General features: G+C 41.6%; 21 protein-coding genes. 15 read left to right on the top strand and 6 right to left on the bottom strand.

The window, feature by feature from the left end; all coding sequences use genetic code 11:
- Window positions 1–13 precede the first annotated feature (13 nt).
- The 13 genes from H6G14_RS16400 to H6G14_RS16340 all read left to right on the top strand — a co-directional run bounded on the left by H6G14_RS16400 (window position 14) and on the right by H6G14_RS16340 (window position 17078).
- Window positions 14–790, top strand: a complete 777-nt coding sequence (locus H6G14_RS16400; protein WP_190568416.1) for a DUF928 domain-containing protein — start codon at window positions 14–16, stop codon at window positions 788–790.
- A 911-nt stretch (window positions 791–1701) separates the two neighbouring features.
- A complete protein-coding gene (locus tag H6G14_RS16395; protein WP_190568415.1) occupies window positions 1702–3546 on the top strand; it encodes a GMC family oxidoreductase in 1845 nt (614 codons plus the stop codon).
- A 164-nt stretch (window positions 3547–3710) separates the two neighbouring features.
- Window positions 3711–4811 (top strand): ferritin-like domain-containing protein, encoded by a 1101-nt coding sequence (locus tag H6G14_RS16390; protein WP_190568414.1) that lies wholly within the window; start codon window positions 3711–3713, stop codon window positions 4809–4811.
- Between the two features lie 46 nt (window positions 4812–4857).
- Window positions 4858–5334: a hypothetical protein gene (locus tag H6G14_RS16385; RefSeq protein WP_190568413.1), complete on the top strand. Its 477-nt coding sequence runs from the start codon at window positions 4858–4860 to the stop codon at window positions 5332–5334.
- A gap of 95 nt (window positions 5335–5429) precedes the next feature.
- A complete protein-coding gene (locus H6G14_RS16380; RefSeq protein ID WP_190568412.1) occupies window positions 5430–6098 on the top strand; it encodes a pentapeptide repeat-containing protein in 669 nt (222 codons plus the stop codon).
- 254 nt (window positions 6099–6352) lie between these two features.
- A complete protein-coding gene (iolE, locus tag H6G14_RS16375; RefSeq protein WP_190568411.1) occupies window positions 6353–7468 on the top strand; it encodes a myo-inosose-2 dehydratase in 1116 nt (371 codons plus the stop codon).
- 451 nt (window positions 7469–7919) lie between these two features.
- Window positions 7920–8309, top strand: a complete 390-nt coding sequence (locus H6G14_RS16370; RefSeq protein WP_190568410.1) for a YybH family protein — start codon at window positions 7920–7922, stop codon at window positions 8307–8309.
- 37 nt (window positions 8310–8346) lie between these two features.
- Window positions 8347–8736, top strand: coding sequence for a DUF4904 domain-containing protein (locus tag H6G14_RS16365; RefSeq protein ID WP_190568409.1), 390 nt, complete (start codon window positions 8347–8349; stop codon window positions 8734–8736).
- A gap of 28 nt (window positions 8737–8764) precedes the next feature.
- Complete coding sequence (locus tag H6G14_RS16360; protein WP_190568408.1) at window positions 8765–9769, top strand: sugar phosphate isomerase/epimerase family protein; 1005 nt, start codon at window positions 8765–8767, stop codon at window positions 9767–9769.
- 6 nt (window positions 9770–9775) lie between these two features.
- Window positions 9776–11731 (top strand): galactose oxidase early set domain-containing protein, encoded by a 1956-nt coding sequence (locus H6G14_RS16355; RefSeq protein ID WP_190568407.1) that lies wholly within the window; start codon window positions 9776–9778, stop codon window positions 11729–11731.
- A gap of 60 nt (window positions 11732–11791) precedes the next feature.
- Window positions 11792–13201, top strand: a complete 1410-nt coding sequence (locus tag H6G14_RS16350) for a Dyp-type peroxidase (protein WP_190568406.1) — start codon at window positions 11792–11794, stop codon at window positions 13199–13201.
- Window positions 13202–13420: 219 nt separating this feature from the next.
- Window positions 13421–14449, top strand: a complete 1029-nt coding sequence (locus H6G14_RS16345) for an L-dopachrome tautomerase-related protein (protein ID WP_190568405.1) — start codon at window positions 13421–13423, stop codon at window positions 14447–14449.
- A gap of 142 nt (window positions 14450–14591) precedes the next feature.
- Window positions 14592–17078, top strand: coding sequence for a glucan 1,4-alpha-glucosidase (locus H6G14_RS16340; RefSeq protein WP_190568404.1), 2487 nt, complete (start codon window positions 14592–14594; stop codon window positions 17076–17078).
- Window positions 17079–17340: 262 nt separating this feature from the next.
- Here H6G14_RS16340 and H6G14_RS16335 read toward each other — a convergent pair whose 3' ends face one another.
- Together H6G14_RS16335 and hslO are read right to left on the bottom strand one after the other, a co-directional pair.
- A complete protein-coding gene (locus H6G14_RS16335; RefSeq protein WP_190568403.1) occupies window positions 17341–19395 on the bottom strand; it encodes a coiled-coil domain-containing protein in 2055 nt (684 codons plus the stop codon).
- Between the two features lie 152 nt (window positions 19396–19547).
- On the bottom strand, window positions 19548–20453 hold the full coding sequence (gene hslO / locus H6G14_RS16330; RefSeq protein WP_190568402.1) for an Hsp33 family molecular chaperone HslO: 906 nt from the start codon (window positions 20451–20453) through the stop codon (window positions 19548–19550).
- Window positions 20454–20820: 367 nt separating this feature from the next.
- On the opposite strand from hslO, the gene H6G14_RS16325 reads away from it, so the two are divergent.
- The gene (locus tag H6G14_RS16325; protein ID WP_190568401.1) at window positions 20821–21207 is read left to right on the top strand and encodes a hypothetical protein; all 387 of its coding nucleotides are present in this window, start codon (window positions 20821–20823) and stop codon (window positions 21205–21207) included.
- A gap of 6 nt (window positions 21208–21213) precedes the next feature.
- On the opposite strand, the gene H6G14_RS33155 is transcribed toward H6G14_RS16325, so the two are convergent.
- The 4 genes from H6G14_RS33155 to hisD form a co-directional block, all read right to left on the bottom strand.
- Entirely contained in the window at window positions 21214–21600 is a 387-nt protein-coding gene (locus H6G14_RS33155; RefSeq protein ID WP_199326188.1) for a Uma2 family endonuclease, read from the bottom strand.
- Window positions 21482–21727 (bottom strand): hypothetical protein, encoded by a 246-nt coding sequence (locus H6G14_RS34035; protein WP_277884318.1) that lies wholly within the window; start codon window positions 21725–21727, stop codon window positions 21482–21484. Before H6G14_RS34035 ends, H6G14_RS33155 begins: the two co-directional genes overlap by 119 nt.
- Window positions 21728–21860: 133 nt before the next feature.
- Window positions 21861–22286, bottom strand: coding sequence for a universal stress protein (locus tag H6G14_RS16315; RefSeq protein ID WP_190568400.1), 426 nt, complete (start codon window positions 22284–22286; stop codon window positions 21861–21863).
- Window positions 22287–22505: 219 nt separating this feature from the next.
- Window positions 22506–23807, bottom strand: a complete 1302-nt coding sequence (gene hisD / locus H6G14_RS16310; RefSeq protein ID WP_011320885.1) for a histidinol dehydrogenase — start codon at window positions 23805–23807, stop codon at window positions 22506–22508.
- Window positions 23808–24534: 727 nt separating this feature from the next.
- On the opposite strand from hisD, the gene rpsT reads away from it, so the two are divergent.
- Window positions 24535–24828 (top strand): 30S ribosomal protein S20, encoded by a 294-nt coding sequence (gene rpsT, locus H6G14_RS16305; RefSeq protein ID WP_010995761.1) that lies wholly within the window; start codon window positions 24535–24537, stop codon window positions 24826–24828.
- The last annotated feature ends 49 nt before the right edge of the window (window positions 24829–24877 follow it).

Raw genomic sequence — 24877 nt, 5'->3', positions numbered from 1 at the left:
AGGAGATAAAAAAATGATCCGTAAACAATTATCGCCCAGGCGGCAAACGGTTTTCGTCAGCACCTTGACAACAGTTTTTTGTTTTAGTTCTCTGTCACCCATTTTTGTTGAGCCAGCCCAAGCACAGAATTTTGTGGAGCGTATTGGTCGGCTGTTTAGCAATTCCCGACCAGAGGGGAATGCTTCTGGACGTTCACGAGGAGGGGCGACGCGATCGCAATGCTCTCAAATAGATAAAAATACCCTAATTGCATTAGTTCCCCAGAGCAATGAAGGCTTGACTACTCAGGCTCATCCTCAGTTCTTATTCTATTTACCTTTTGGTGGATCTTCCCAGTCACTTCCAGCCAAGTTTAGGTTATTAAATGAACAGAAAAAGTCTGTTTTGACCAAGCCTCTACCATTCTCTTTACCAGAAACAAAAGGTATCGTCAGTATTACTCTTCCTTCTACCGAAAAACCACTATTGATTGGACAAAGATATCGTTGGTACCTCAACATTACTTGTGTGAATGAGCAGGGACTTAACACAAATATTAGTGTAGATGGTTGGATTAAACGAGTTGCAGCAATTCCTCAGATTGTACGGCCAATCAAGAAAACAGGACATCAACCACAGTACGTTCTTTATGCGGAAAACAACATTTGGTATGAAACTGTTAGTAAAATCGCTAAAAATCACGCTACTCATCAGCAAGAATGGTATCGTTTATTAGCATTATTTGAACTTGAAGAATTTGCCACTTCTCCTATTTATGAACTTAAATTGCAACAGCCTTCAAGAATATAATTTTATTGTTGATATAACACAAATTTCCTAGCGATGACCTACAGGCGATCGCACTGTCTTATTCGCCAATCCTCAAATTAAGTTACTACTTATAAATACAGCTTTATAATTAAATATTATTTAACATATAAACTCATCAGTATCATCCATTGATATTCTTTCTAAAAATCAAATTCACGCAAGATCAATTTGCCAAATAAGTTGCGAAAACTGTAAAGAAATATTTCGGTAACCCTGTATCACTTTTACGGTGCATAGCAGAAATTTATTAAGTCATCTAGTCCCGAAAAACCCAGAAACACGATGACAGGAAGTATTGCCTGTGAGCGATGGGCTACGCCACACCATAGGTAAAGCAGTCCAAAAAAACCTTAATAATCCGTGTATTCCACACATTTTACGTAAAATTACTGATTGACGGACAAGTTTTTATGGTGATGATAATATGGTGTTGTTTCTCAACGACATAATACCAATTCAAAATTCAAAATTCAAAATTCAAAATTAAGAAATTCAGATTTGGTCTGGGTTTTAAGGTTTGGATGTGTTACTTGATTTTGGAGAATTGGTATAACTTAAAAATTCTGTAAATCAGAAGCAATATTCATCTGTAAACTCAGAAATCGATTGCTCAAAAGGTTTTCATTCTGACTAAAGGTGATTGTCTCCTAATTTACTGGAATCGGAATTAGCTCATTAGTGTGTTACTAGACTCGATAACAGGTAAACATTGCGGACTTTTCTGGAAGAAATTGCTAGCAAACTAGAAAAAATTCCGTTAGTGTTGACTCCCTTAAATCAGTAGTGGAACCTTCAATAAAGACGTGGCTGAAGCAAAACTCCTCTCATTTCATATCTGGAGATGTTGCCAAAGATAATCATGTCAAAGACCAACTTTTAAGGAATAATCTATGAGCCTCAGTCAATTGGTCAATGTTGATTCTGAGACAGTATCTAAAACTGTTTATGATGCTGTCATAGTTGGAACAGGAGTAGCTGGAGCCATTGTTGCCAAAGAATTGAGTCAACAAGGCAAGAGGGTTTTAATCATTGAAGCTACAGTACACAAGGATTTAACTCTTGCAGGCTTTCAAAGTTATGTTGATACCTTCTACAAAGCGGTAGATAAAAATCCTAACTCCCCCTATCCCGCTAACTCTAACGTTCCCAGCCCCACTGATTACAACGACTATTTTATAGAGAAGGGCCCCATGCCTCTGGCGGGTTCCTATACCAGAGTTCTGGGCGGAACAACCATGCACTGGGAAGCAAAAACTCCACGGATGTTACCGGAAGATTTCAAGCTATCTAGTACCTACGGTCAAGGTCTTGATTGGCCGATTAGCTATCAAGACCTTGAGCCTTACTACCGCAAAGCCGAGCATGAAATGGGTGTTTGTGGAGATGTAGATGAGCAAAGAGAACTAGGCCTTGAATTTCCCCAAGACTATGTTTTCCCGATGGAAAAGCTCCCCCCCTCTTACTTGGATCAAAAAGTTATTGAGAAAGTCAATGGCACCAAGGTTGAACTTTATGGCAAAACTCACACAATCAGCTTTGCTACGTTTCCTCAAGCTCGTAATGGAGTACCCAACCCTAAATACGATCAAGGTAACCTCTTTGTCCCAGACGGAGTTACTACTGTCCATCCTGTTCAATATGGAGAACGTTGTCAAGGGAATGCCAACTGTGTTCCTATCTGTCCTGTTCAAGCAAAATATGATGCTCGCAGAACTTTAGGTAAAGCCTTTGAAACAGGCAGAGTTCATGTACTCTACCAAGCAGTAGCTTATAAGCTGGAATACGATCGCCAAAATGGTCGCATCACTGCCGTTCACTACAAAAACTATAAAAAACCCAACTCTAGCGATTACACCACAGGAACCGCTAAAGGAACCGTATTTGTCTTAGCGACTAATGCAGTTGAAAACGCTCGGCTATTGCTCGGCTCTGAATTGCCTAACACCAGTGGATTGATAGGGCGATACTTAATGGATCACCCCTTCACCTTAGCTTGGGCTTTGATGCCTGAAGTCACCGGCACTATGCGAGGGCCTCTTGTAACATCAGGAATTGGAACATTCCGTAAAGGCGATTTTCGCAGAAAACAGTCCGCCTTCGCCGTAGACATTCACAATGATGGTTGGGGATGGGCTACCGGATCACCTAAGAGTGAAGTAGAAGACGCGATCGATAACAAAAACAAATATGGACAAGAACTGCGTCAGACATTGATTAGTCGGATTTCCCGACAACTGCTGTTGGCTTTCATGTGTGAATTACTCCCTGAGTACGGTAACCGAGTCACTATCGATCCCAGACACAAAGATAAACTAGGTAACTATCGTCCCATCATTAATTTCAACCTACCCGACTACAGTCGTCGAACCCTTGCTTACACCAGAAAAGTCTCCCGTGTCATCTTCGAGCGTTTAGGTGCGGAAGATTATACTCACTACGATCCTCAAGACCCCGCCTATTTTGAGTTCGAGGGTGAAGGTTACGTATACAAAGGTGGAAACCACTTTTCGGGAACTCATATCATGGGAACAACGCCGTCGAATTCAGTTGTTGATAGTTATCTGCGTTCCTGGGATCATAAGAATCTTTTCCTGGTCGGCGCAGGAAGTATGCCAACCATTGGTAGTTCTAATACAACCTTAACCATTGCTGCATTAAGTTTTAGAACTGCCGAGCATATACTGCAAGAATTTAATTCTTATAATTTGCCAGCTGCTAATTTGCAAGCTCGCTAAAACTTGTCATCAATAAAAATAACGCTCTATCAGATAAAAGCTTCAACACTTTGAATCCAAAAATTCATCAGAATTGAAACTTAAATATAAATAGAGTTCTCTAGCTACTTGATGACACTCCCTAGTACCCTTTACGAAGTCGCAAAAACCTCGCAAATAAAACTATGACTATAGCCGCCGATAGCTTAAAGTTGATTACAACGGTTGAACAATTGAAGTACTATCTCATCCAAGCAATGAAGATAGAACACGCAACCATCCCCCCTTACATGACAGCGCTTTACTCTATTAAACCCGGAAAAAATTTAGAGGCTTTTCATATTATCCGGGAGGTTGCTGTAGAAGAAATGTTGCACCTAACTCTCGTCGCTAATGTTTATAATGCGGTGGGAGGCTCGTTTGCATCACCAGTCTTGACAGCACCTAACTTTATTCCCACATATCCGAGTTATTTACCTACAGGATCTACAGACTTTAAAGTAGGTTTAACCAAGTTCTCCAAAAAGACCATAGAAACCTTTCGGAAGATTGAACGTTCTAAGGATGTTGAAGAAGGTGATCCATTAGTTGAGTCTCGAAGCTTACAAGAATATTTGCTAGAAGTTGTAGGCTGTGATCCGACCAAAACTTTCTATAGCATTGGCTTATTTTATGCAGAGATCATTCGTGGTCTCAACGCACTCTATAAAGAAAAAGGTCCCGATCTATTTTGCGGCGATCCTCGGCGACAAATCACCCCTGAATATTACTATAACGGTGGTGGAGATATCATCCCAGTGACCGACCTGCGTTCGGCCATGCGAGCTTTAAAAGTAATTCAAGAGCAGGGTGAAGGGTCAAGAAGTGGAACAATCTATGATGCAGAACGAGAACTAGCCCATGACTATCGTTTTCAGCAAATCCTATTAGAAAAATATTATGTGATCGACAAAGATGATCCGACAAAATCCGATCAGCCCAATGAGCCTACAGGCAAATCCTTTAACGTAGATTGGAATGAAGTTTATCCCATTAAGGATAATGCCAAACTGAGTGATTATCCAGAGGGATCAGAAGTACGTACAGCAGCCTTAGAGTTTCACTCTGCCTATAGAGATTTCTTAACCAAAATTGAATACGCTTTTGATGGGCATCCTGAGCAGTTAATTCCAGCAGTTGGGGGAATGTTCCGCCTCAAAGAACAAGCTAACAGTTTAATGCGTAATCCTATTCCTGGAAATCCAGGGGTGAATGCGGCTCCTATTTTTAAGTTAGATAAGCGTTAACTAACTTTGAGTCGGGATTTAAAATTTTTGCGGAGGTAAATAATTGATGGATATTAATGCACCTGAATTTAAGGAGTATTTCCTTAATATTTCAGTGGTTCTGACAGGTTTTTCCAAGTTTCAATTGCAGGGAACAGGCATGGCTACTCTCTATTTTGAAACCATTCGGGACATCATTGGTGGAGATATATTTGCAGAACTGTTAACGACTTTTCATAAATTGAAGCTGGAAAAGAAAGAGAAAAACCACGAATCTATTACACAGATATTGGCATCGGAAAAATTTGGACCCATCGCCCGCAATATCATTAAAGTTTGGTACATAGCTACGTGGTATGCACTACCACAATCCTGGCGGGACACATTTGGTACCAAAGAAAAAGATGGAACCTTTGTTATCAGCGCCCAGGCCTATCCAGAAGGACTTTTATGGCAGGCGATCGGTGTTAACCCACCAGGCGCGAAAGGCCAGGGATACGCAACTTGGAGTGAACCTCCTTTAGTTAGCCTTACTAAAAGCTAACATCTCTTTTGCGTAGAGTTTAACTCACACAACTGCCAAAAAAACCGTCTTTGGTTCTGAAAAAATTGCAACATTTTCTATTCTCAAGAACAAACATGAGTATTTCATCCTGGTTTTCTAGAATCTCTACTATTGCCCTCTCAATTTTCTTTAGCTTAACGATCTTTATCTCACCCGCTAACGCCTTTGTTGCTTCAGATCAGACTAAGTTACTGGCAACAAATGCCTGTGTTAATTGCGATCTATCGGGAGCCGATCTATCGAATAAAGATTTATATGGCAGCGCACTTAGCGGGGCAAATCTTTCCAATGCAAATCTCTCCAATACCCTACTCAATGATGCAAAGCTAAACGGAGCTAATCTATCAGGAGCTAATCTATCAGGAGCTATCTTGATGGGAACCACTTTCTCTAGTGCCAACCTAACGGGGGCTAATCTTTCTCAGGCAGATTTGTATAACGCCCTGCTGGATAAGACAACATTATTAAACGCTAATTTAGGTGATGCAGATTTAACAGAGGCAGTTATCATTGATGCAGATTTGTCTAATGCTTTGGGGAAAAATACCAAGCTCAAAGGAGCAGTTCTTTCTAGAGCAAATTTATCGAATGCAGATTTTTCTAGTAGTTACATGAGAAATACGAGATTATCATCTGCAATTCTTAAAGGAGCTAAATTCTCTGGAGCCGATCTGTCCAATTCTCTGATGCCTGACGGGACTACTTATAACGGAAGTGTCTCTAAGTTTGGAGCTATTCAGTAAAAACTGAATCTGAACGATAATCTTGATGATGAGTCCTGAGAATATTTGAATACTCATCTTCGCAAAGATATATCAATTCATTCTTCAGTTCTTCACTTGAAGCGGTGCTGACACTTTAAATTTCGAGAAAATGTTCACACCGCTTTAAGTCTACTCCCATGTTTAGCGATGAGTTTTATATATATTTGACTCATTGTTAATTATTTGAGAGTTCTAATTTCATCATCTAACTAAAGATTAGGAATCACTAAGTCATGTTGACAAAGAATGAACGGAAGACAAATAAATCATCTATTTTGTTCAAAATTAAAAAAATTAGCCGTTTATTTGCCCTATCATTTGTCTTTATCTTTGTGGGGATAAATAGCTTAACACTTCCCGCTACGGCTGCTCCCAGTGGAAACAATTCAGTTCTAGTATCTCTGGTTTCTCCTTCATCTAAACCTACACTCTTAAACCCAACATTTGACCCCAAAAAAGTCGATTTGGGCATTACTCCTACTGGTTGGAGTAATAGTGATGACCTGACTATTGATCTTAATCCTCCTATCCCTTACGAGCAGATTTTAAGTGAAATGGCACTATCTGGCTTCAAAGGTTCGCAAATGTCACCTAAATTTCCGAAAAAAATAAAGGATTTAAAAAAAGAGTTAAAACTTCGTGATTTGAAAATTTCTGAACCTTGGGTAGGCACTTTATTCACCGAGGGAAAGGAAGATGAAACCCTTAAAGAATTCGACAAACAAGTGGCTTTCATGAAGGAAATGAAAGGCAAAAATATTGTTGTTGCTGAACTTGGCGGTGCTGTTCATCAAAAGAAATGTGTAGACCCTCTAGTTAACAGACCTCGTTTTACCGACGCGCAATGGGCAGATTTATTTAAGGGGCTAAATAAACTGGGTTCATTGGCAAAAGAAAACGGTATGCAGTTGGTTTATCACCCCCACATTGGTACGGGAGTAGAAGACTTTGCGGATATTGACCGTTTGATGCAAGGCACTGATGCCGAAAATGTTAAGCTGCTTCTCGATACTGGTCATTTGTACTATGCAGATGTTGATCCTCTAGCCGTCACTAAAAAGTATGCTAATCGGATCAAACACGTTCATCTAAAAAATATCCGTCAACAAATTTTAGATGAATCGAAAAAAACTGGTCGTAGCTTTCTAGATTCCATCAGAGCAGGGATATTTACGGTTCCAGGAGATGCAGATGGTGCAATTGATTTTCAGCCCATTTTACAAGAACTTGCTAAAGCTAAATATGAAGGATGGCTGATGGTGGAGGCAGAACAAGATCCAAACAAAGCCAATCCTTTAACATATGCTTTAATGGCTCGTAATTATTTACGCCAAGTGACCGATTTATAACCGATTTCAACTGCTACGTAAATTTGTAACAATCCATAGCAACCTCGGTATGCTAACCATATTTGGGAAGCTGTTCTATATCTAATTTGCATACTTAAATTACATCAAATCATTGTGTAATAGTATTCCTATTCAGGATGTTAAATATGGGACAGCTTTACCAATTTTTAAACTTGCACATTTGTTAATTATTCATAGTTGATTCAAATCAGGACTTACGCAACTGGAACACTAGATAGGTTGAATCAGATGTAGAAAATCTTTTAATGTGTACAAAATTATTAGGGCTGACGCACCCTACAGTTAATTTGATTATGACGTATACGGATTTTACTCGCCCATTTATTCTACACCGTTATATTTGAGATCATGAAGATCAAGGAATGATGGAACTAGTTCAGTTATTAGATAAAAGTGAAAAAGTTACAGCTTTATTAACAGGAGAAAACAAATGAAACTGCATGATCAAGATCAAATCAGACGCATATTTGAAGAAGTCTATCCCGATAATGTCCGATCAGGAGATTTATCTGCCTATGCCGATATGTATACAGAAGATGCTTTGTGGATGCCACCTAATGGAATTGATCGCTGCGGTATACCGGATATTTTAGAAGGCTTTGCTGGAAGCATTGCTGATAAAGATATTGATCCGATCTTCACGGCTGAGGAAATCGAAGTCAAAGGCGATTCTGGTTATGTCATCGGGATTTCTTTAGCTACCATTCGTCCAAAAGATGGTAGTCCATCAACACAAATCAAATATCGAGCTTTATGGTTGATGCAAAAAGATGGCGATCGCTGGAAAATTGCTCGTCAAATTTGGAATGTAAAACCTTGATAATTTTGTATAATTCCACTTTTTGGAACCTAACAACATGGATACAGAAAAATATCATGACATACTCAAAAAATACTTTCTGTCTTTTGAAACTGGTGATTTTTCACAAGTACAATTCTCTTGCAACCTTGAGTTTCTGAGTCCTATTAGTGGTAATACTTTCAAAGGAACTGAAGAAGTTATTCCTTTTTTAAAAGGTGTGACGACTCGTGTGGCAGAAGTGAACATCATGTCAACCACTGTTGAATACCCAAGAGCAAGTGGTGTATGGCAGATGAGGACAACAAAAGGAACTCTATACACTCTACACAACTTCTTTCGTCTTGACGAAGAAGGTATTGTCTATGTTTGGCCGATGTTCGATCCAAAAGCCGTGATGGAAAATCCCGATGCTTTGATTCAATGGCTGACGGGTAAGGACTACTAAGTAATACCAATTTAAAAAAAATAACGAAATGAGTAAATTGCCTGCAACATCTGATATTTACATCAGCTTTTTCATGTTTACCACTAATTTGCGACCCGATGACTTAGATTATCGGAGAATTGTGGTAGCTCATATCAAAAAGCTACAGAAATTTGGTTATAGTGGGTTTGAGTTTCCTATTGCTCCCGGACTTCCTGGAAATTACGCCCAAGATTTAGAAAATTACACGAATCTGCGCCATTTTTTAGACACTGAAGGGTTAGAAAATGTAAAAATTTCCACTAACGTGGGAGCTACCCGCACCTTCGATCCTTCTTCTAACTATCCAGAACAGCGACAAGAAGCTCTAGAGTATCTGAAGTCACGGGTTGATATCACTGCCGCCTTAGGGGGTGAAATTATGATGGGGCCAATTGTCATCCCTTATGGTGTTTTTCCGACAACAGACTTCAACGAGCCTATCTGGAGTGATGCACTTCAGGAACATCTCAAAGTTCGTTATGCTAACGCCCAACCTGTGCTGAATAAGTTAGGCGAATACGCAGAGACAAAAAAAGTTAAATTAGCCATTGAACCGATCACCCATTGGGAAACACCAGGCCCCAACAAATTATCTCAATTAATCGAGTTTCTCAAAGGCGTTACCAGTAAACAAGTGGGAGTAGTCATTGATAGCGCCCACGAAATTTTGGATGGCGAGGGGCCAGAGATATTTAAAACACAAGTGGAGTATCTTGCTCAACAAGGAAGACTACATTACGTCCAAGTCTCTCCTCCAGACCGGGGCGCTCTTCATACCAGTTGGCTTCCTTGGAAATCTTTTTTAACACCCATTGTCAAAGTTTATGACGGCCCGATCGCCGTAGAGATTTTCAATGCTATCCCTGCTTTTGCTAACTCACTGCGTTTGACTCGACGTAAGTTTTGGATACCTGATGAAGATCCTCCAAATCAATACCCCAATGCTTACGATATTGCTGATGAGGCCATCAAGGTAACTCGGAAAGAATTAAAGAAAATTGGCTCTAAATAGTTGACTATGATAGTCTCCAAATCAAAACGTCTGACAATAGTCTCAATTTTTATCATCTTTATCCTGGCTTTCGTTATTAGTCTCTGCGGTTGGGAACAGGCGATCGCCAGCCCCATAATTGGGACAAAAGAAGAAATGGGGGCTTGGGAAACTCTACCTATGCCCCCTCCAGAAGACAGAATGCAGTCTGTGCATACGATACTGCTACCCAATGGAAAAGTTTTAGTCGTTAATGGTAGTAGTTTTCGCACCACTCAAGTAAAAGAACAAGAGAACGTCGATCTGGTTGAGGGAGTTGATGTCAGAAATTATGATGTCATCAATAATACAGGTCTTCTTGACCCTGTAACTGGAAAATTTGAGCGCATTCCCTCCCCACCATCTATCCAGGCTGGGGAAACCAATGACTTATTCTGCACCGGACATCTGCAACTATCCAACGGTAACATTCTTTTTGTCAGTGGAACTGGACGCTATTACCCAGGAGGCGCATTTACAGGTAATAGACAAATCAACCTGTATAACTGGAAAACCGGAACGTGGTCGGCTCTAAAACCACTCAAACAAGGACGGTGGTATCCCAGTTTGATTTCCCTTGCTGATGGTAAAGTTGTGATATTTTCAGGACTAAAAGTTGATGCTCCAAATCAGATTAATCCCACTTTAGAAATCTACGATCCGAAAACAGAAAAGCTCCAGTACATCGACCTCACAACTGTCAAAAATAGTCCTTTCAACACCAAACTCAAAGATGTAGATAGCTACGATAGTATAGACCTCTATCCTCGTGTTTTTCCTACTGCGGATGGTAGACTTTTGATCACCGGAGATGAGGCGGGTATTGCTGGGGTTTTAGTCCCACATAGTAGTAAAAAAAGCTATTTAATGTCTGTCAAAGAGAATGCAGAGGGGGCATTATCTGTCAGCTTTGAAGTAGGCCCAGATAGGGGGGAAAGCTCTAAAGCTTATGGAACAGCCCTACAAGTTCCTAACTCAGAAGATGTCTTACTCCTTGGTGGAATTATCGGCACTAACAGCATTAACTTTGGGCGATTAAATAATACTACCAAAGGTTTCCCACCAGGATCAAGAGTTGCTACTAGTTTACAGCGTTGGCTATCTCCGGCAAAAAGTGGTGAAAAGAACGGCAAGTGGGAAATCGTGCCAAACTTTTTGGATAAGCCCAGAGCTAATCTCCAATCTGTAATTTTACCAACTCAGGAAATATTAGTTGTTAATGGTGGCGAATATCCAGAATACAAACCTGTCTATGAGCCTTTGTTGATGACTGCTGCTCAGGATGCTCCTGGGGGTTATCAAACCAAACGGATGAATCCAGCAAAACTCCCCAGGCTGTATCATAACGGTGCATTATTATTACCCGATGCTCGTGTTTTAGCGATCGGTGGTAATGCTAACCGAGCCTTAAGAGATGAAGATGGCACTGTTCATGTTGATGTATTGCAAGATGCCAAAACCTATTATAAATTAGCCGATCTGAGAGATAAATCTGGGCAGAAGAAGGAATTTAATCTAGAAGAATATTATCAAAACCCTCAGAGCTATCTTGCCAAAGGCGACGAAGAACCCTTTGTGCCTGCGGAAATTTGGCAAGGGGAAGTATTCAGTCCTCCCTATCTTTTCAAGCCTGGTTCTCGCCCTAAAATTGTTAAAGCTCCTAGTAATCTGGGATACAGTCAATCTAATACGATATCTGTCAAGAATGCGACTCAAGATGGCTCTCTAGTCCTGGTAAAACTGGGGGCAGTAACTCACTCTTTTGATTATGGACAACGTTTAGCACAATTGCCCATAGAAAATGTTGTTTTAGGAGATGAGTCTTCCATCAGCTTTAAAACTCCAGAAAATAAAAACCTTTATCCTCCTGGATATTACATGATGTTTTACCTCAACAACGTAGGCAAGCCTTCTCTGGCAAAGATAGTCAAGCTTGCAGCTTAATCCTATGTTGTTACTTTGACATGAGCATAATTGGCAACTTGCAAACCGAGGAATTAATTCATGGCACTAACTGAAAAAGATTTGCAACACTTACCAGAAGATGGCATTGATTCAGAAAATCCAGGTAAATACCGAAATTTGCTGAATGATTTACAAGGCAACATTCTCAAAGGACATGGACGAGATCATAGTGTTCATCTATTTTTACAATTCAAGCCTGAGCGAGTGGAAGTCGTTAAGCAGTGGATTCAGAATTTTGCTCAAACTTATATAACTTCTGCAAAAAAACAGTCAGATGAAGCCTTTAAATATAGACAAAAAGGCATACCAGGAGAAGTATTTGGTAACTTTTTCTTGTCTCGTCATGGATATGAATATTTAGAAATTGAGCCGTTTCAAATACCCGGAGATAAACCATTTAGAATGGGTATGAAAAACGAAGAAATTAGAAGCTCTTTGGGTGATCCTAAAATTGAAACTTGGGATTTAGGATTTCAAAGTGAAATTCATGCCTTAATTTTGCTTGCAGATGATGACATTATAGACTTATTACAAATTGTCAATCAAATGACGCAAGAACTGCGTCAAATAGCGGAAATTGTTCACCGAGAAGATGGATTTATCCTCAGAAATAAGGCCGGACAAATTATCGAACACTTTGGCTTTGTGGATGGTGTAAGTCAACCGTTGTTTATGAAACGGGACGTTGTGAAGGAGAGGGTAAACAACTGTGATTTTGATAAATGGGACCCAAAAGCTCCTCTGGATAGCATTTTAGTCGAAGATCCTAACGGGAATACAAAAGATAGCTATGGCAGTTATTTGGTCTACCGAAAACTCGAACAGAATGTGAAAGCATTCCGCGAAGATCAGCGCAACTTAGCTAAAGAATTAAAAATTCAGGAAGATTTAGCTGGAGCTTTAATTGTAGGTCGTTTCTCTGATGGTACTCCAGTAACTCTTTCAGATATACCGACTTATGCAGTTACACCTACTAATAACTTCAATTATGATCATGATTTAGCCGCAACTAAGTGTCCGTTTCATGCTCATACACGCAAGACTAATCCTCGTGGGGATACAGCTAGATTAATAACTACTGATGGTCACTTTGATGAAGCATTTAAGGAAGAAAGAGGTCATAGAATTACTCGTCGAGCCGTGAGTTATGGCGAAAATAATCCTAATAAAGAACCAGTTTCAGGTTCAGGATTACTATTCCTTTGCTTTCAATCCAACATTGAAAATCAGTTTAATTTTATGCAATCAAGATGGGCTAATCCTCAGAATTTCGTCCAGGTGAATACTGGCCCAGATCCATTAATTGGTCAACCACAGGGAACTCAGAAATGGCCTAAAAAATGGGGTGAACCAGAAACAGAAGAATACAATTTTCAACTTTGGATAAATATGAAAGGTGGCGAGTATTTTTTCGCCCCTAGTATCAGTTTTTTGAAAACCTTGGCATAGATGAGGCTATTCTATGGAAGAAATTCTATCTGTTATGGCTGTTCACAAGCAAATAGGGGGCATTTTTATGCGAAATGCACCTGGATGATTTGAATGCAGATATCCCGAAATGTGCATTTCGTCCTATGTGATCTACGGGATTACAGGTAAAACCCTACTTCTGCGATCGCATCTGCTCAAGTTGCTATTTTCTTGCTGTGTCAATCAAACATTTTTGTCATGGAAAATTTAGGCGATCGCCTAGAGGTAGTAGCAAAATTGTCCTTAGCCCCTGGTAATATCACTCTGACACCAGATGGTAGGCTTTTTCTCAGTTTGCATCAATTTTATCAACCTGAAATGCAGGTAGCAGAATTAACTGAGGATGGTTTAATCCCCTTTCCTCCTCAGTCTGGGAACCCAATCATTACTTTCGATACCGTACTGGGTATCAAGTCTGATGGCAATGGAATCGTTTGGATGTTAGATAATGGCAATCAAAGTAAGTCAGTCCCTAAGCTAGTAGCATGGGATACTCGAAATAATCAATTATCACGGGTGATTTACTTACCACCACCCATAACCCTTAGTGATTCCTTTGTGAATGATTTGGCGGTGGATTTGATTCATAATTTTGTTTATATTTCCGATCCAGCACCAGATGACAAAGCGGCTCTGATTAGAGTAGATTTGCAGACAGGTTTAGCTGCTCGTGTTTTGCAAGGCTACCCAGGTATAGCACCAGAAGATATTGATTTAGTCATTGATGGAGTACCAGTGCAAATTGGTCAGCCTGATGGGACTGTAATTCGTCCTCATTTGGGTGTCAATGGTATTGTTCTAGATGCAGAAAACGAATGGCTATACTTAAGTCCGATGCACAGTACTAGTATGTATCGGATCAAGAGTGCAGACTTGAGCAATCTTCAATTAACTGATGCTGAACTGGGTAGCAAAATTGAACGATACAGTGAAAAGCCAATTTGTGATGGCATTTCCATTGACAAAGATCACAACATCTATGTAGGTGACTTAGCTCATAGTGCGGTCGGGGTGATTACATCAGCAGATCGCTCTTATAAATTGCTGGTTACTGACGAGAAGTTGTCTTGGACAGACTCCTTCAACTTCGGTTCAGATGGTTATTTGTATTTCGACTGTAATCAACTGCACCATTCCGCGCCTCTCAATGCTGGGGAGAATATTTCTGCTCCCCCCTACTATATTTTCCGTCTGAAGCCTCTGGCTGCCGGTATTGTGGGGCGTTAAGCGACTTCTACTTGATGAGTAAAAGAACCAAGAGAGAAAGAATCTCATAATGATCTTCACTCTCAAAATTGCATCACTTACTTTCTGGAAGTCCATTAATACCAAGCTCAATTTTACTCACTTAGAAAAACAATTCATCCATATGAAACGTTGGTTATTAGCTAACTTAGTTGCTCTTTGCTCGCTTTTGTTCTTAGGAACAAACGCTGCTTGGGCAGTCGGTGGTGGTATTGCACCAGGCGCACCGGGTGTTTCCTCTGTTTGGTCTTATGCTGGAAAGCAAGGCATTGGAACATCCTATGAACAGTATGTGGATGGTAAGTATAGCGATCGCGCTCCTACAAATGCCATCTCCAAGGTTTGGTTTTCAATTGCTCAAGGTATTGTGACAGAAACCGCCTATGGGGAAATAGATCGCGCCCAGATCAATGACTTACAATTCTTAGTCACAGGAAACGGTTTTTTTGATGAAGAGAAGGTTTCTACCACCAGTAAGGTGGACTATCTAGATAAAGATAAAGATGGAAGGCCTCTTTCTCCAGCCTATCGTGTGATCAATACCGATAAAGAAGGCAAATACACTATTGAAAAGCACATCTTTACCGATCCTGATCACCAAACTTTGTTTACAAAAGTGATCTTTACTGCCAAAGAGGATAACGTTACCCCCTACGTTCTCATCAATCCTCACATGAATAATACAGGTAAAGAAGATGTAGCTTTTGTTAAAAGCGATAGTCTCAATGCTAGGGAAGGGGAAATTGTTTATCTAAGTTTGAAGAGTTCATTGCCTTTTGTGAAAACCTCAGCCGGATACGTAGCTCGTAGTGATGGCTATCAAGATTTAAAAGACAATGGGGTGATGGACTGGACTTATGACTACACTGATCAGAGCAAGCCGGGAAGTGTAGCTATGATAGGCCAACTGCCTACCCTCAGTAAAGGACAAACTTCCACCTTTAACATTGCTGTAGGCTTTGGCAGCACCTATCAAGAAGCAACCGAACAAGCTGATGCTTCTTTAAAAGAAGGGTACGAAAGTCTGTTAGCAAAATACAACGGCAAAGGCAGCGCCGTAGGTTGGGAAGACTATATAGCGAGTCTTAAAAATCTGCCTGCTATGATTGCCAACACTGGTGACAAGGGTAAACAGCTTTATGCCAGTGCTTTCACCCTCAAAAGTATGGAAGATAAAGAAAATCCTGGGGCTTTAATTGCTTCTTTATCCGTTCCTTGGGGAGATACTGTGAATGCAGATACCTTTGCCACAGGCTATCGAGCAGTTTGGCCGAGAGACTTTTATCAAGCAGCTATGGCTTTGTTAGCTTTAGGAGATAAAGAAACTCCCCTAACGGCCTTTAAATACCTCCCTAAAGTACAAGTAAAATCAGATACACCAGGTAATGCTGGGGCTACAGGCTGGTTTTTACAAAAAACTCACGTTGATGGAACCTTGGAATGGCTGGGAGTGCAGTTAGATCAAACTGCTATGCCCATTATGTTGGGTTGGAAATTGTGGAAAGCTGGAGTGTTGTCGGATGGTGAAATCACAGAGCAATATCGCACGATGTTGAAACCTGCCGCAGAATTTCTGGCTAATGGCGGTAATGTCAATATACATACCTCTGATCAAGCAAACAACCGCAAGATCAACCCACCTAGCACTCATCAAGAACGATGGGAAGAACAATCAGGATATTCCCCCTCTACAACGGCTGCGATTATTACTGGGTTAGTTGCGGCAGGTGATATTGCTGAAAATGCAGCTAATGATCCTCTTGCAGCAAAATTTTATTTCAGTAAAGCAGATGAATATCAAAAGAATGTGGATAAATTTATGTTTACCACGACTGGAGATATTAAGAACTGTAGTAGCTCCAGTGAATATCTCCTGAGAGTTACCCCTAATGCAGATCCTAACGATGGAAGTCGCATCCATGACAACAATAGTTTGCTGGAAGCGGATGAACGCCATATTTTAGATGGTGGTTTCTTGGAATTGGTGCGTTATGGAGTCAGAAAAGGAGATGATGCTCACATTGCTGCCAGTGTTTGCGCCTTGGATAATATCAGCCTCTCAGAAGATTTAAGGGTGAGGTACGACATACCTTTTGACAGTAAAAAGTATCCAGGATTCCGACGCTATGGCAATGATGGCTATGGTGAACAAATCAACGATGGTAGTAACTTTCGGGATATTGACGATGGCCAGAAAAAACTCCGCAGAGGCAGGATTTGGCCATTCTTCACTGGTGAACGTGGTCATTATGAACTTGAGTTAGCTAAAGCCAAAAATGGAGGCACTATTAGCGATCAAGAGGTTGCTAAACTACGTGATACTTATGTACGAGCAATGGAATATTTTGCTAACGAAAGTCTAATGCTTCCTGAACAAGTTTGGGATGGTGTGGGCGAGAATAAGGCTCATAACTACATCACTGGAGAAGGAACGAATAGCGCCACACCTTTAGCTTGGGCGCACGCCGAATATATCAAGTTAGTCAAATCATTGACTGATAAGAATGTTTGGGATTCCTACCCCATTGTTCAGGCGAGATACCAATCTTCGGAATCTCTTAGTGCATCAAGCTCTCATCCGAATGGCACTAAGATCAGCGCAAATCCTTAAGATGTAGGGATGTAAGGGTGTAGGGGTGTAAGGGTGTAAGGGTGTAGGAGTTCAATACAAAAAACCTACCCTTGAAAGCCCCTACACCCCTTTACACTAAGAGTTTCACTTTGTTTACACACGTGACATTCAGCGTAAGTTAACATCAATCCCTATCAGGGATAAAAGCAAAATTCTCATAACTGTCAACTGTCAACGATCAACAGTTAACAGCCCTGACGATGAATTGTGCAACTTAAAAGCAGAATAGCTCAAATCCAAACTACTGCCCATTAATAATAGTTGAAGGCTCAAATTGCTCAGGCTGAGGCTGAGGTGCAGGATTGAGAAATTGCTGCCAAATTTTAATTTGTTCCTGCGCCGCACTATAAGCAGAACTACTGCGTGGAATCAACCGAGCAGTTTCGATCGCCTTAGACATATCAGAACTACCATCAGAACGAGCAATATCTAGTATTTGCTGACCCCATTGATCAATAGCTATATTTGCATCCATCCGCAAAATACTATTATTGGATACCTGATTAGCTATGCGTATTGCTTCCGCTAGAGCTGGTGAAGTACCAGCAGCCGCCACTTCCCTGGCGCGGTTCCAGTTATCTCTGGCGCGAATTTGCGATCGCCAATCATCAATCGCGGTTTGTGCTTCCCCAGAAAGCGCCCGTCCGGAGGATGCTATGGTTTGAGCTGCATTAATCGCCGCCGACAAATCACCCCGCGCCGCAAACTCCCGCGCTTGATCTAAATAAGGTTGGTCTTGAATGCGCTGTACCTTGCTTACCCAAGTTCTAATTCTTCTACGTGCTTCTGGATACAAAGCCCGACCTTGACGAATTTGACCAGCTTCCGCGATCGCCGCCTGCAAAGAGTTAACATCGTCTAACAAGGCAATTTGTTCAGCCCGATCCAAATATGGTCTATCTTCAATAGTTTCAACTTGCGACTGCCAACGGTTGATATTTTGTCTCGCTTCGGAACCACGAGGATTACTACCAGGAATCATCTGTGCTTCAGCGATCGCCGCTACTAAGTCATTGATTGTACCTTGATTAGCTAATCCCTGTGCCTTTTCTAGACGGGCAACATCTTCAATTTCCAACTGCCAACGGCTAATTAACTGTTGAGCTTGATCATAGTTTGGTCGAGACGCATTAATTTGTTGCGCCTGACTAATTGCCGTTTCCAAACCTGCAATATTACCCAACCAAGCATTCCTTCGAGCATCACCCAAAGCAATAAAATCTTCAACTTCCGTTTGCAATCCAGTACTTTCAGGAATTTGCCTCGCAATTTCTAAAGCTGTATCTGCATCCCGTGCGTCCATCTTTGCCTGTGCCAACTCTAGCATCTTGCGTCCAAAGGCCGGAATTGATTCTTGGGCTTTGCGATACAAGTAACTTTTCTGCTCAATCGACTCCGCCAGTTTAATTGCTTCTAGTAAATTATCTACCTCTTTACTATTAGCCAATCTTTGGGCTTTGTCTAACTTGTCCACATCCTCCTTGGATGAGGTGATAATGTCGTTGAGTTCGTCGTATTTGGCACTGGCCCAGTATTTATTATCTACACGCAGTAATTGAGAAGCCACCATAAACGCCGATTGCCAGCGCTGTTGCCGCAGTTCTTCTTCTGCATCTGCGTATATGCCCTGGGCTTTACTCCAAATCGTTTGCCACTTGGTGATTTGTTCATCTACCAACTTATAAGCAGTCAGGTCTTCGGGTATTTTTTTGGCTGTAGCGATCGCCTGTTCTAAATTCCCTGCCTGAAAACTCTCGTCTGCCAATTCTAAAACATCCCGCGACCACTCTTCTAAAAACCTGTCAGCTTCGCCCCGCAATGGGTGATCCTGTGGTAGTTGCTTGACTAAAGCGATCGCTTGCAGCAAATCATCAACTGTTTGTTTAGAAGCTGCCAACTGAGCGCAATGTATCCGTACAGAAGCACTTGCCAAAGGCCAAAAAATCGCCGGACAGTTAGGCGCGGATGGCAACTTCAGGAGCATCGCCATTGCCAGAAACCCGATACCACCAGGAAGGAGCGTTAACAATAAAGCCCAACCCACCCAACCCTGCATCCAGCGAGGCAACTTAACAAAATTTTTCTTCGTAAAATTAGTTACTTTTGATTGCTGATTTATAGGTAATTCTTCGGTATTATAATCTAGTCGTTGCCTCACCGTATTAGCAGAACCAGGAGCCGGGACACCGAATGCTTGGGTGTCACCGACTTGTGGCGATCGGGATACACCGTCCATTTCATCTGGTTTTCTTCCTCTGGTTGGATGCCAACTTTCTGGGATATCCCGCTCTGTCATCTCTCACACCAAAATAGTTGAATAGCGATCTGTTTTAGAATGATAATGCTATTTTTGCCATAGTAACTTTCTCATAATTTAAAAGCTACTTGTTACATTATCTTTTCTTTAAATACCATTAATAATTAGTAGATCCAGATCCCTTTTATACATTAACCCGATACAGAAGACTCAGTTTGCAAATCCACAATTAATTGAGTGAGATGCTCACTGCTGGCTTGATAAACCTTGCCACAAAAATCGCAAGTTGCTTCAGCTCCATCATCTTTAACAATCATATCTTGTAATTCGGCTTCTCCCAACATCTTTAATGCTCCTAACACGCGATCGAATGAGCAACCGCAATGAAAGCGCAGTATTTGGCTTTCGGGAAAAATCGTCAGCCCCATATCACCCAGCAAATCGTGAAAGATTTCCGGCAAAGTTTTACCCGCTTGCAACAACGGCGTAAACCCTGATAAAGCCCCCACCCTCGATTCTAATTTTGCCACTAAAGCTTCATCTCTAGCTGCTTTCGGCAACACCTGCACCAGCAAACCGCCAGCCGCAGTTACACCACCGGCCCCGACAAACACCCCTAACATCAACGCCGAAGGTGTTTGCTCAGAAGTCACGAGGTAATGAGCCACATCATCACCAATTTCACCAGAAACCAGTTCTACCGTACTAGAGTAAGGGTAGCCATAACCAATATCTCTGACAACATAGAGATAACCATTTCCTACCGCGCCACCCACATCTAATTTACCTCTGGCATTCGGAGGTAATTCTATATGTGGATTGCCTACATAACCGCGCACCGTCCCATCCAAGCCAGCATCTACTAAAATCCCAGCCAACGGCCCGTCACCCTTCACCCGGACGTTCACCCTAGAACCAGCTCGTTTCATGCTAGAAGCCATCAACAAGCCAGCCGCCATCGTCCGTCCCAAAGCAGCAGTAGCGACATAAGAAAGCTTGTGACGCTGTCTTGCTTCTTCCGTCAACCGTGTGGTAATCACACCCACTGCACGAATCCCGCCATCGGCTGCCGTGGCGCGAATTAATTGATCCGCCATGAAGAACCTTACCAATAATAATTTCTTAACAAATGCCCTGGCTCTTAAGCTAGAGATACAAAAATATTACCCCATTATAACAAAACTTAACTTATACAAAACTTACGCAAGCATCCACAGTTAAAGATGTTTCATGCAACGTCTGTCACAATGATATTGTTGGATTCATCTGATGGCGTGAGAGATTCGATAAAACAAACTAAAGATGATGTTAGGAATGAGATCAACTGCAATGAAACTTTGAGTTCTAGTTGACAGAAAGAGTTTCGTGTAAAATTAACTGACCTTTAACAACATTTATTTTTATCAAGTTGTTGATCTGTGATCTAGGATCGCTACAGAAATCTCTTTAATTCAACTTCTGCAAATGCTAGGTAATTTTCAACAAAGCCAACTGCGTATCGAAATAGCAGCATCAGCAAACACCATTCATGATAGTCTGCTGCGTCCGGTACAATTAGAAAAATGGTTGATGGGACAACGCTTTGCGCCAGGAACACCAGATGAACTACACACAGGATTGCAGTTTACAACCTGGGCTGGGCCGGTAGCAATTCATCATCGAGTAGATGTAGCCAAGCCCAACTGTCTGCGCTTGCTACTCAGTGGTGGTATCGATGGTTTTCATGAATGGTACTGGGGAGACGGTTGGGTACAGTCGCGTTTAGAAGGGGTGTCACTTTTGCCCTTGAATTTGGGACAAACCTTGAGTTTATTAAGTTTGCGGCAGTTTTTAACAACTCTAGAAAAATAAAAACCTCTAATCCTCAGCAGATAAAACTTGCTCAACGGTTAATCTCAACTCTGGAAAAATTTGAGATTGAATCGATTCTGTACCAACAAACTCCACTGGCTCATATAATTCCTCAATCAAGCCGAAAACAGTCACTTTGTTGGTTAATGGATCAACAATCCAATACTCTGGAATATTGAGAACGTTATACTCAACTCGCTTGGCTCGATAATCTACGGTTTTTGTTGATTCATTGACAACTTCCACTACCAATAATGGCGGTAGTTCATTCAGTTCAATCACTGCTTCTCGGTTTCTCAAATCTCGCCATTGAGCTAATGGAATCACAACTATATCGGGAACTCTTGATGTATCCCATTTCCCTGCACGAGGAGAACGAACACCAATAACCATTTGTTGAGAAGTCCAATCTAAACTTTTGGTGGCGAATTTCATCTCGAAAGGAGTTATTAAGAAAACCTACTATCGCCCCATGTTGTCCAGTTCTCAGACTCACAGGAATTAGTTCTCCATTGACCAATTCATAGCGAGTATCAGTCCCATCATAATAAGCAAGATACTCTTCAAAGGTAAATATTTTAGTAACTGCTGGGGTTGTAGCTATAGTGGGAAGTAGGGAAAAGCCGACTTTAAATCTACTTTAACCTCTAACCTCACTTGGGCTTGACTACCAGAACTGAGCAATTAGCTTCTTCTACTACTTGATTGCTGACAGAACCTGACACAATGCGCTTCATGCCAGTTAAGCCGCGACTGCCAATAATAATTAAGTCAGTTTGATAAATATTAGATAAACGAATAATCTCTTCTGCTGGGTCGCCTGTCACCAATTCTAATTCGGTTTTAACTGATAAGTTATCTTGATAATATTGCAATTGTTTTTCAATTTGAAAATAAGAACCTGTAGTAGATTCTGGGTGGGGAAGGTCAGCAGGTAATTCCATCTCTGAATCTGCTGTAGGAAACACATGACACAGAACTACTGTGCCGTCTGGTGACAACACTAATTCATCTAATACCTCAACTACTCGTGGGGCAATTTCTGAACCATCTAGCGCTACCAAAATATTTCTTACCACTGCTGTTGCCTCCTCCAGAGTAGACCCCTGATATAAGTAGATAGACCAAGCTACTGGCAGCTACACCTCAACAATGACTCACATTAGGTCTAAGTTTGTATGGTGGAGTCTTCGCTATCCGGAGCTTTTTGTCCTTGAGGCGACAGCTGGCCAGAGTCTCAGTTTGCAACCACTGAGTAACTTTTACCAAAAGTATAGGAAAAAATTAAACATTCCTCATCATTCATCTTGCTGAATTCTCCGCTTCACTGAATCAGCATGGGAGGGTAAGCCCTCAGCCGTGGCTAAAGCGTCGATCGCTCCAGCTACCTTATTGAGTGCAGTTTGGGAATACTGAATGATGCTGGAATGTTTGAGGAAAGTTTCTACACTTAAGGCAGAGGCATAGCGGGCAGCACCAGATGTAGGTAAAGTATGGTTGGGGCCGGCTAGATAATCTCCTACGGCTTCTGGTGTGGAATAACCGAGGAAGATAGCACCAGCATGGCGAATGTTGGGTAATACAGCCCAAGGATCTTTAACTTCTAACTCTAGGTGTTCTGGTGCAAATTCATTGGAGAGTTCTGCGGCTGCATCTAGGGATTCTACAAGCACGATTAAACCGTAATGAGCGATCGCTTTTTCGGTATCTATCCGCCGTGGATGGTCTACCAATTGTCTTTCCACTGCTACTTGGACATTCTTGGCCAAAGCTGGGTCTGTGGTAAACAAAATTGCCGCCGCCATTGGGTCATGTTCCGCCTGTGCCAGCATATCAGTGGCTACATGGACAGGATTTGCTCCTTCATCGGCAATAATCAGCACTTCACTAGGCCCGGCTAAGGAATCGATCCCCACAGTGCCGTAAACCAGTTTTTTCGCCAAAGTGACATAGATGTTACCAGGCCCAGTAATTACATCAACCTTGGGGATTGTCTCTGTACCATAGGCTAAAGCGGCGATCGCTTGCGCCCCCCCTACCCGATAAATTTCTTGCACCCCAACTTCTTGGGCTGCTACTAACACTGCGGGATTAATCGCTTTCTGTGCGCCTGGTGGTGTCGCCATTACTATACGCGGTACACCAGCCACCTTCGCCGGAATTGCGTTCATCAGCACTGTACTGACGTAAGCAGCGCGACCACCAGGAACATACAAACCCGCACGGTCTACAGGAGTGTAGCGTTTGCCCAGTACAATATCATCATCGCCAAAGTGTACCCAGCTTTTGGGGACTCGCTGACGATGAAAAGCTTCAATTTGGCGGCTAGCTAGCTGAATCGCCTCCAGCAGTTCCTTTGATACCTGTTGGTAAGCTGCGTCCAGTTCTGAACCTGTAACGCGCAACTCTTCAGCTTTGAGAATTTGATTGTCAAATTCGTCTGTGTAATGCAAAACAGCTTTGTCGCCTTGGCGTTTCACTGCTTGCAACACTTCCCGCACAGTTGCTTCCTTGTGAAGCACCTGTTCGTCGTGAGTGCGATCGCAGATTCTTTGCAGTTCTGCTTTAACATCTGCCTGCTGAGTAATGATTCGCAGCATGGAGTAAGGACAATGCCAAAATTTAGAATATACCCGCCTGAGAATTATTTTTACTTTTTACCCCAAAGGATACCAAGCTTCATCTAACTCTCTCTTCTAGCTTAACCTGGATTTTTTTGATACTCTCCCAAGGCTTCCAGCACCTGATTTGCTTGGGGAGGCAACTAAGTTTCTCAGTCCGCGCCTTTTATTGACTACGGCAGGGAGTAGGAGCGCCAATCCCTCATTCCCTTAAACCTCTTTCCTAAAATTTCTGAGTAGAAAGATTGCGCTGACGCACATCTAGTTCTCGTGTAATTTATCAGGAAAAACAGGCTCTGATGATAATTTTTACTTATGTTTATCTTTTAGTAACTAGTCTTGGTCGTAGATAGATATGTAATGGCGTTTATACCGCTACTCCAGCTGATTAACCCTTGCCGTTTTTCATGAAATTAAATTCATTTTGGTAACGAACTAAACAACTGGTGTTCTTAACTACTTGACTAAGTTTGGCAGAATTGGAGAATGGATATTTTTTGATTAGAGTACCTTATTTTAAACTGTTTTCTCCGGTTTAGCACACACTGGTGTTCTTATTGTTGATTTTGTTACCCATATATGCTCACTGAGCCTCAGAAAAAACCTGACTGAAAAAATTTTCCTAAATTCTCACATTGGCAACACAGATGCTATATTAGTAAGTCTAGTAGTGTGTGTACATATAATTTTCTTTTTGGAATCGACTGTGGCTAATAATAAGTCTGCCCTTAAACGCGCCCAAATCGCAGAACGCAACCGGGTACGTAACAAAACCTACAAATCATCAGTTAAGACGCTGATGAAAAATTACCTAAGCGCTGTACAAGCCTATGCAGCTAATCCTACTCCAGAATCAAAACAGGAAGCGCAAACACGCCTAGCTGCGGCTTACAGCAGAATCGACAAAGCAGTCAAACGGGGCATCCTCCATCCCAACAACGGGGCTAGGAAAAAGTCCAGACTCGCTAGCAAACTCAAACCCATCGAGCAAACAGCATAATAGTCTAAGAGTCAATAGTCCAACGTCAACAGTTTCTTTCATAACTCTT

The organism is Nostoc parmelioides FACHB-3921 (assembly GCF_014696625.1).
In the GTDB taxonomy this organism is placed as follows: Bacteria; Cyanobacteriota; Cyanobacteriia; order Cyanobacteriales; family Nostocaceae; genus Trichormus; species Trichormus parmelioides.
Note: the sequence above shows the minus strand (reverse complement) of the source record. Positions and strands in the feature narration are given on the sequence as shown.

Excerpts from the sequence above, each read along its gene's own strand:
- H6G14_RS16400 (WP_190568416.1), top strand. The coding sequence starts at position 14 with ATGATCCGTAAACAATTATCGCCCAGGCGGCAAACGGTTTTCGTCAGC.
- H6G14_RS16395 (WP_190568415.1), top strand. The coding sequence starts at position 1,702 with ATGAGCCTCAGTCAATTGGTCAATGTTGATTCTGAGACAGTATCTAAA.
- H6G14_RS16390 (WP_190568414.1), top strand. The coding sequence starts at position 3,711 with ATGACTATAGCCGCCGATAGCTTAAAGTTGATTACAACGGTTGAACAA.
- H6G14_RS16385 (WP_190568413.1), top strand. The coding sequence starts at position 4,858 with ATGGATATTAATGCACCTGAATTTAAGGAGTATTTCCTTAATATTTCA.
- H6G14_RS16380 (WP_190568412.1), top strand. The coding sequence starts at position 5,430 with ATGAGTATTTCATCCTGGTTTTCTAGAATCTCTACTATTGCCCTCTCA.
- iolE (WP_190568411.1), top strand. The coding sequence starts at position 6,353 with ATGTTGACAAAGAATGAACGGAAGACAAATAAATCATCTATTTTGTTC.
- H6G14_RS16370 (WP_190568410.1), top strand. The coding sequence starts at position 7,920 with ATGAAACTGCATGATCAAGATCAAATCAGACGCATATTTGAAGAAGTC.
- H6G14_RS16365 (WP_190568409.1), top strand. The coding sequence starts at position 8,347 with ATGGATACAGAAAAATATCATGACATACTCAAAAAATACTTTCTGTCT.
- H6G14_RS16360 (WP_190568408.1), top strand. The coding sequence starts at position 8,765 with ATGAGTAAATTGCCTGCAACATCTGATATTTACATCAGCTTTTTCATG.
- H6G14_RS16355 (WP_190568407.1), top strand. The coding sequence starts at position 9,776 with ATGATAGTCTCCAAATCAAAACGTCTGACAATAGTCTCAATTTTTATC.
- H6G14_RS16350 (WP_190568406.1), top strand. The coding sequence starts at position 11,792 with ATGGCACTAACTGAAAAAGATTTGCAACACTTACCAGAAGATGGCATT.
- H6G14_RS16345 (WP_190568405.1), top strand. The coding sequence starts at position 13,421 with ATGGAAAATTTAGGCGATCGCCTAGAGGTAGTAGCAAAATTGTCCTTA.
- H6G14_RS16340 (WP_190568404.1), top strand. The coding sequence starts at position 14,592 with ATGAAACGTTGGTTATTAGCTAACTTAGTTGCTCTTTGCTCGCTTTTG.
- H6G14_RS16335 (WP_190568403.1), bottom strand. The coding sequence starts at position 19,395 with ATGACAGAGCGGGATATCCCAGAAAGTTGGCATCCAACCAGAGGAAGA.
- hslO (WP_190568402.1), bottom strand. The coding sequence starts at position 20,453 with ATGGCGGATCAATTAATTCGCGCCACGGCAGCCGATGGCGGGATTCGT.
- H6G14_RS16325 (WP_190568401.1), top strand. The coding sequence starts at position 20,821 with ATGCTAGGTAATTTTCAACAAAGCCAACTGCGTATCGAAATAGCAGCA.
- H6G14_RS33155 (WP_199326188.1), bottom strand. The coding sequence starts at position 21,600 with ATGGTTATTGGTGTTCGTTCTCCTCGTGCAGGGAAATGGGATACATCA.
- hisD (WP_011320885.1), bottom strand. The coding sequence starts at position 23,807 with ATGCTGCGAATCATTACTCAGCAGGCAGATGTTAAAGCAGAACTGCAA.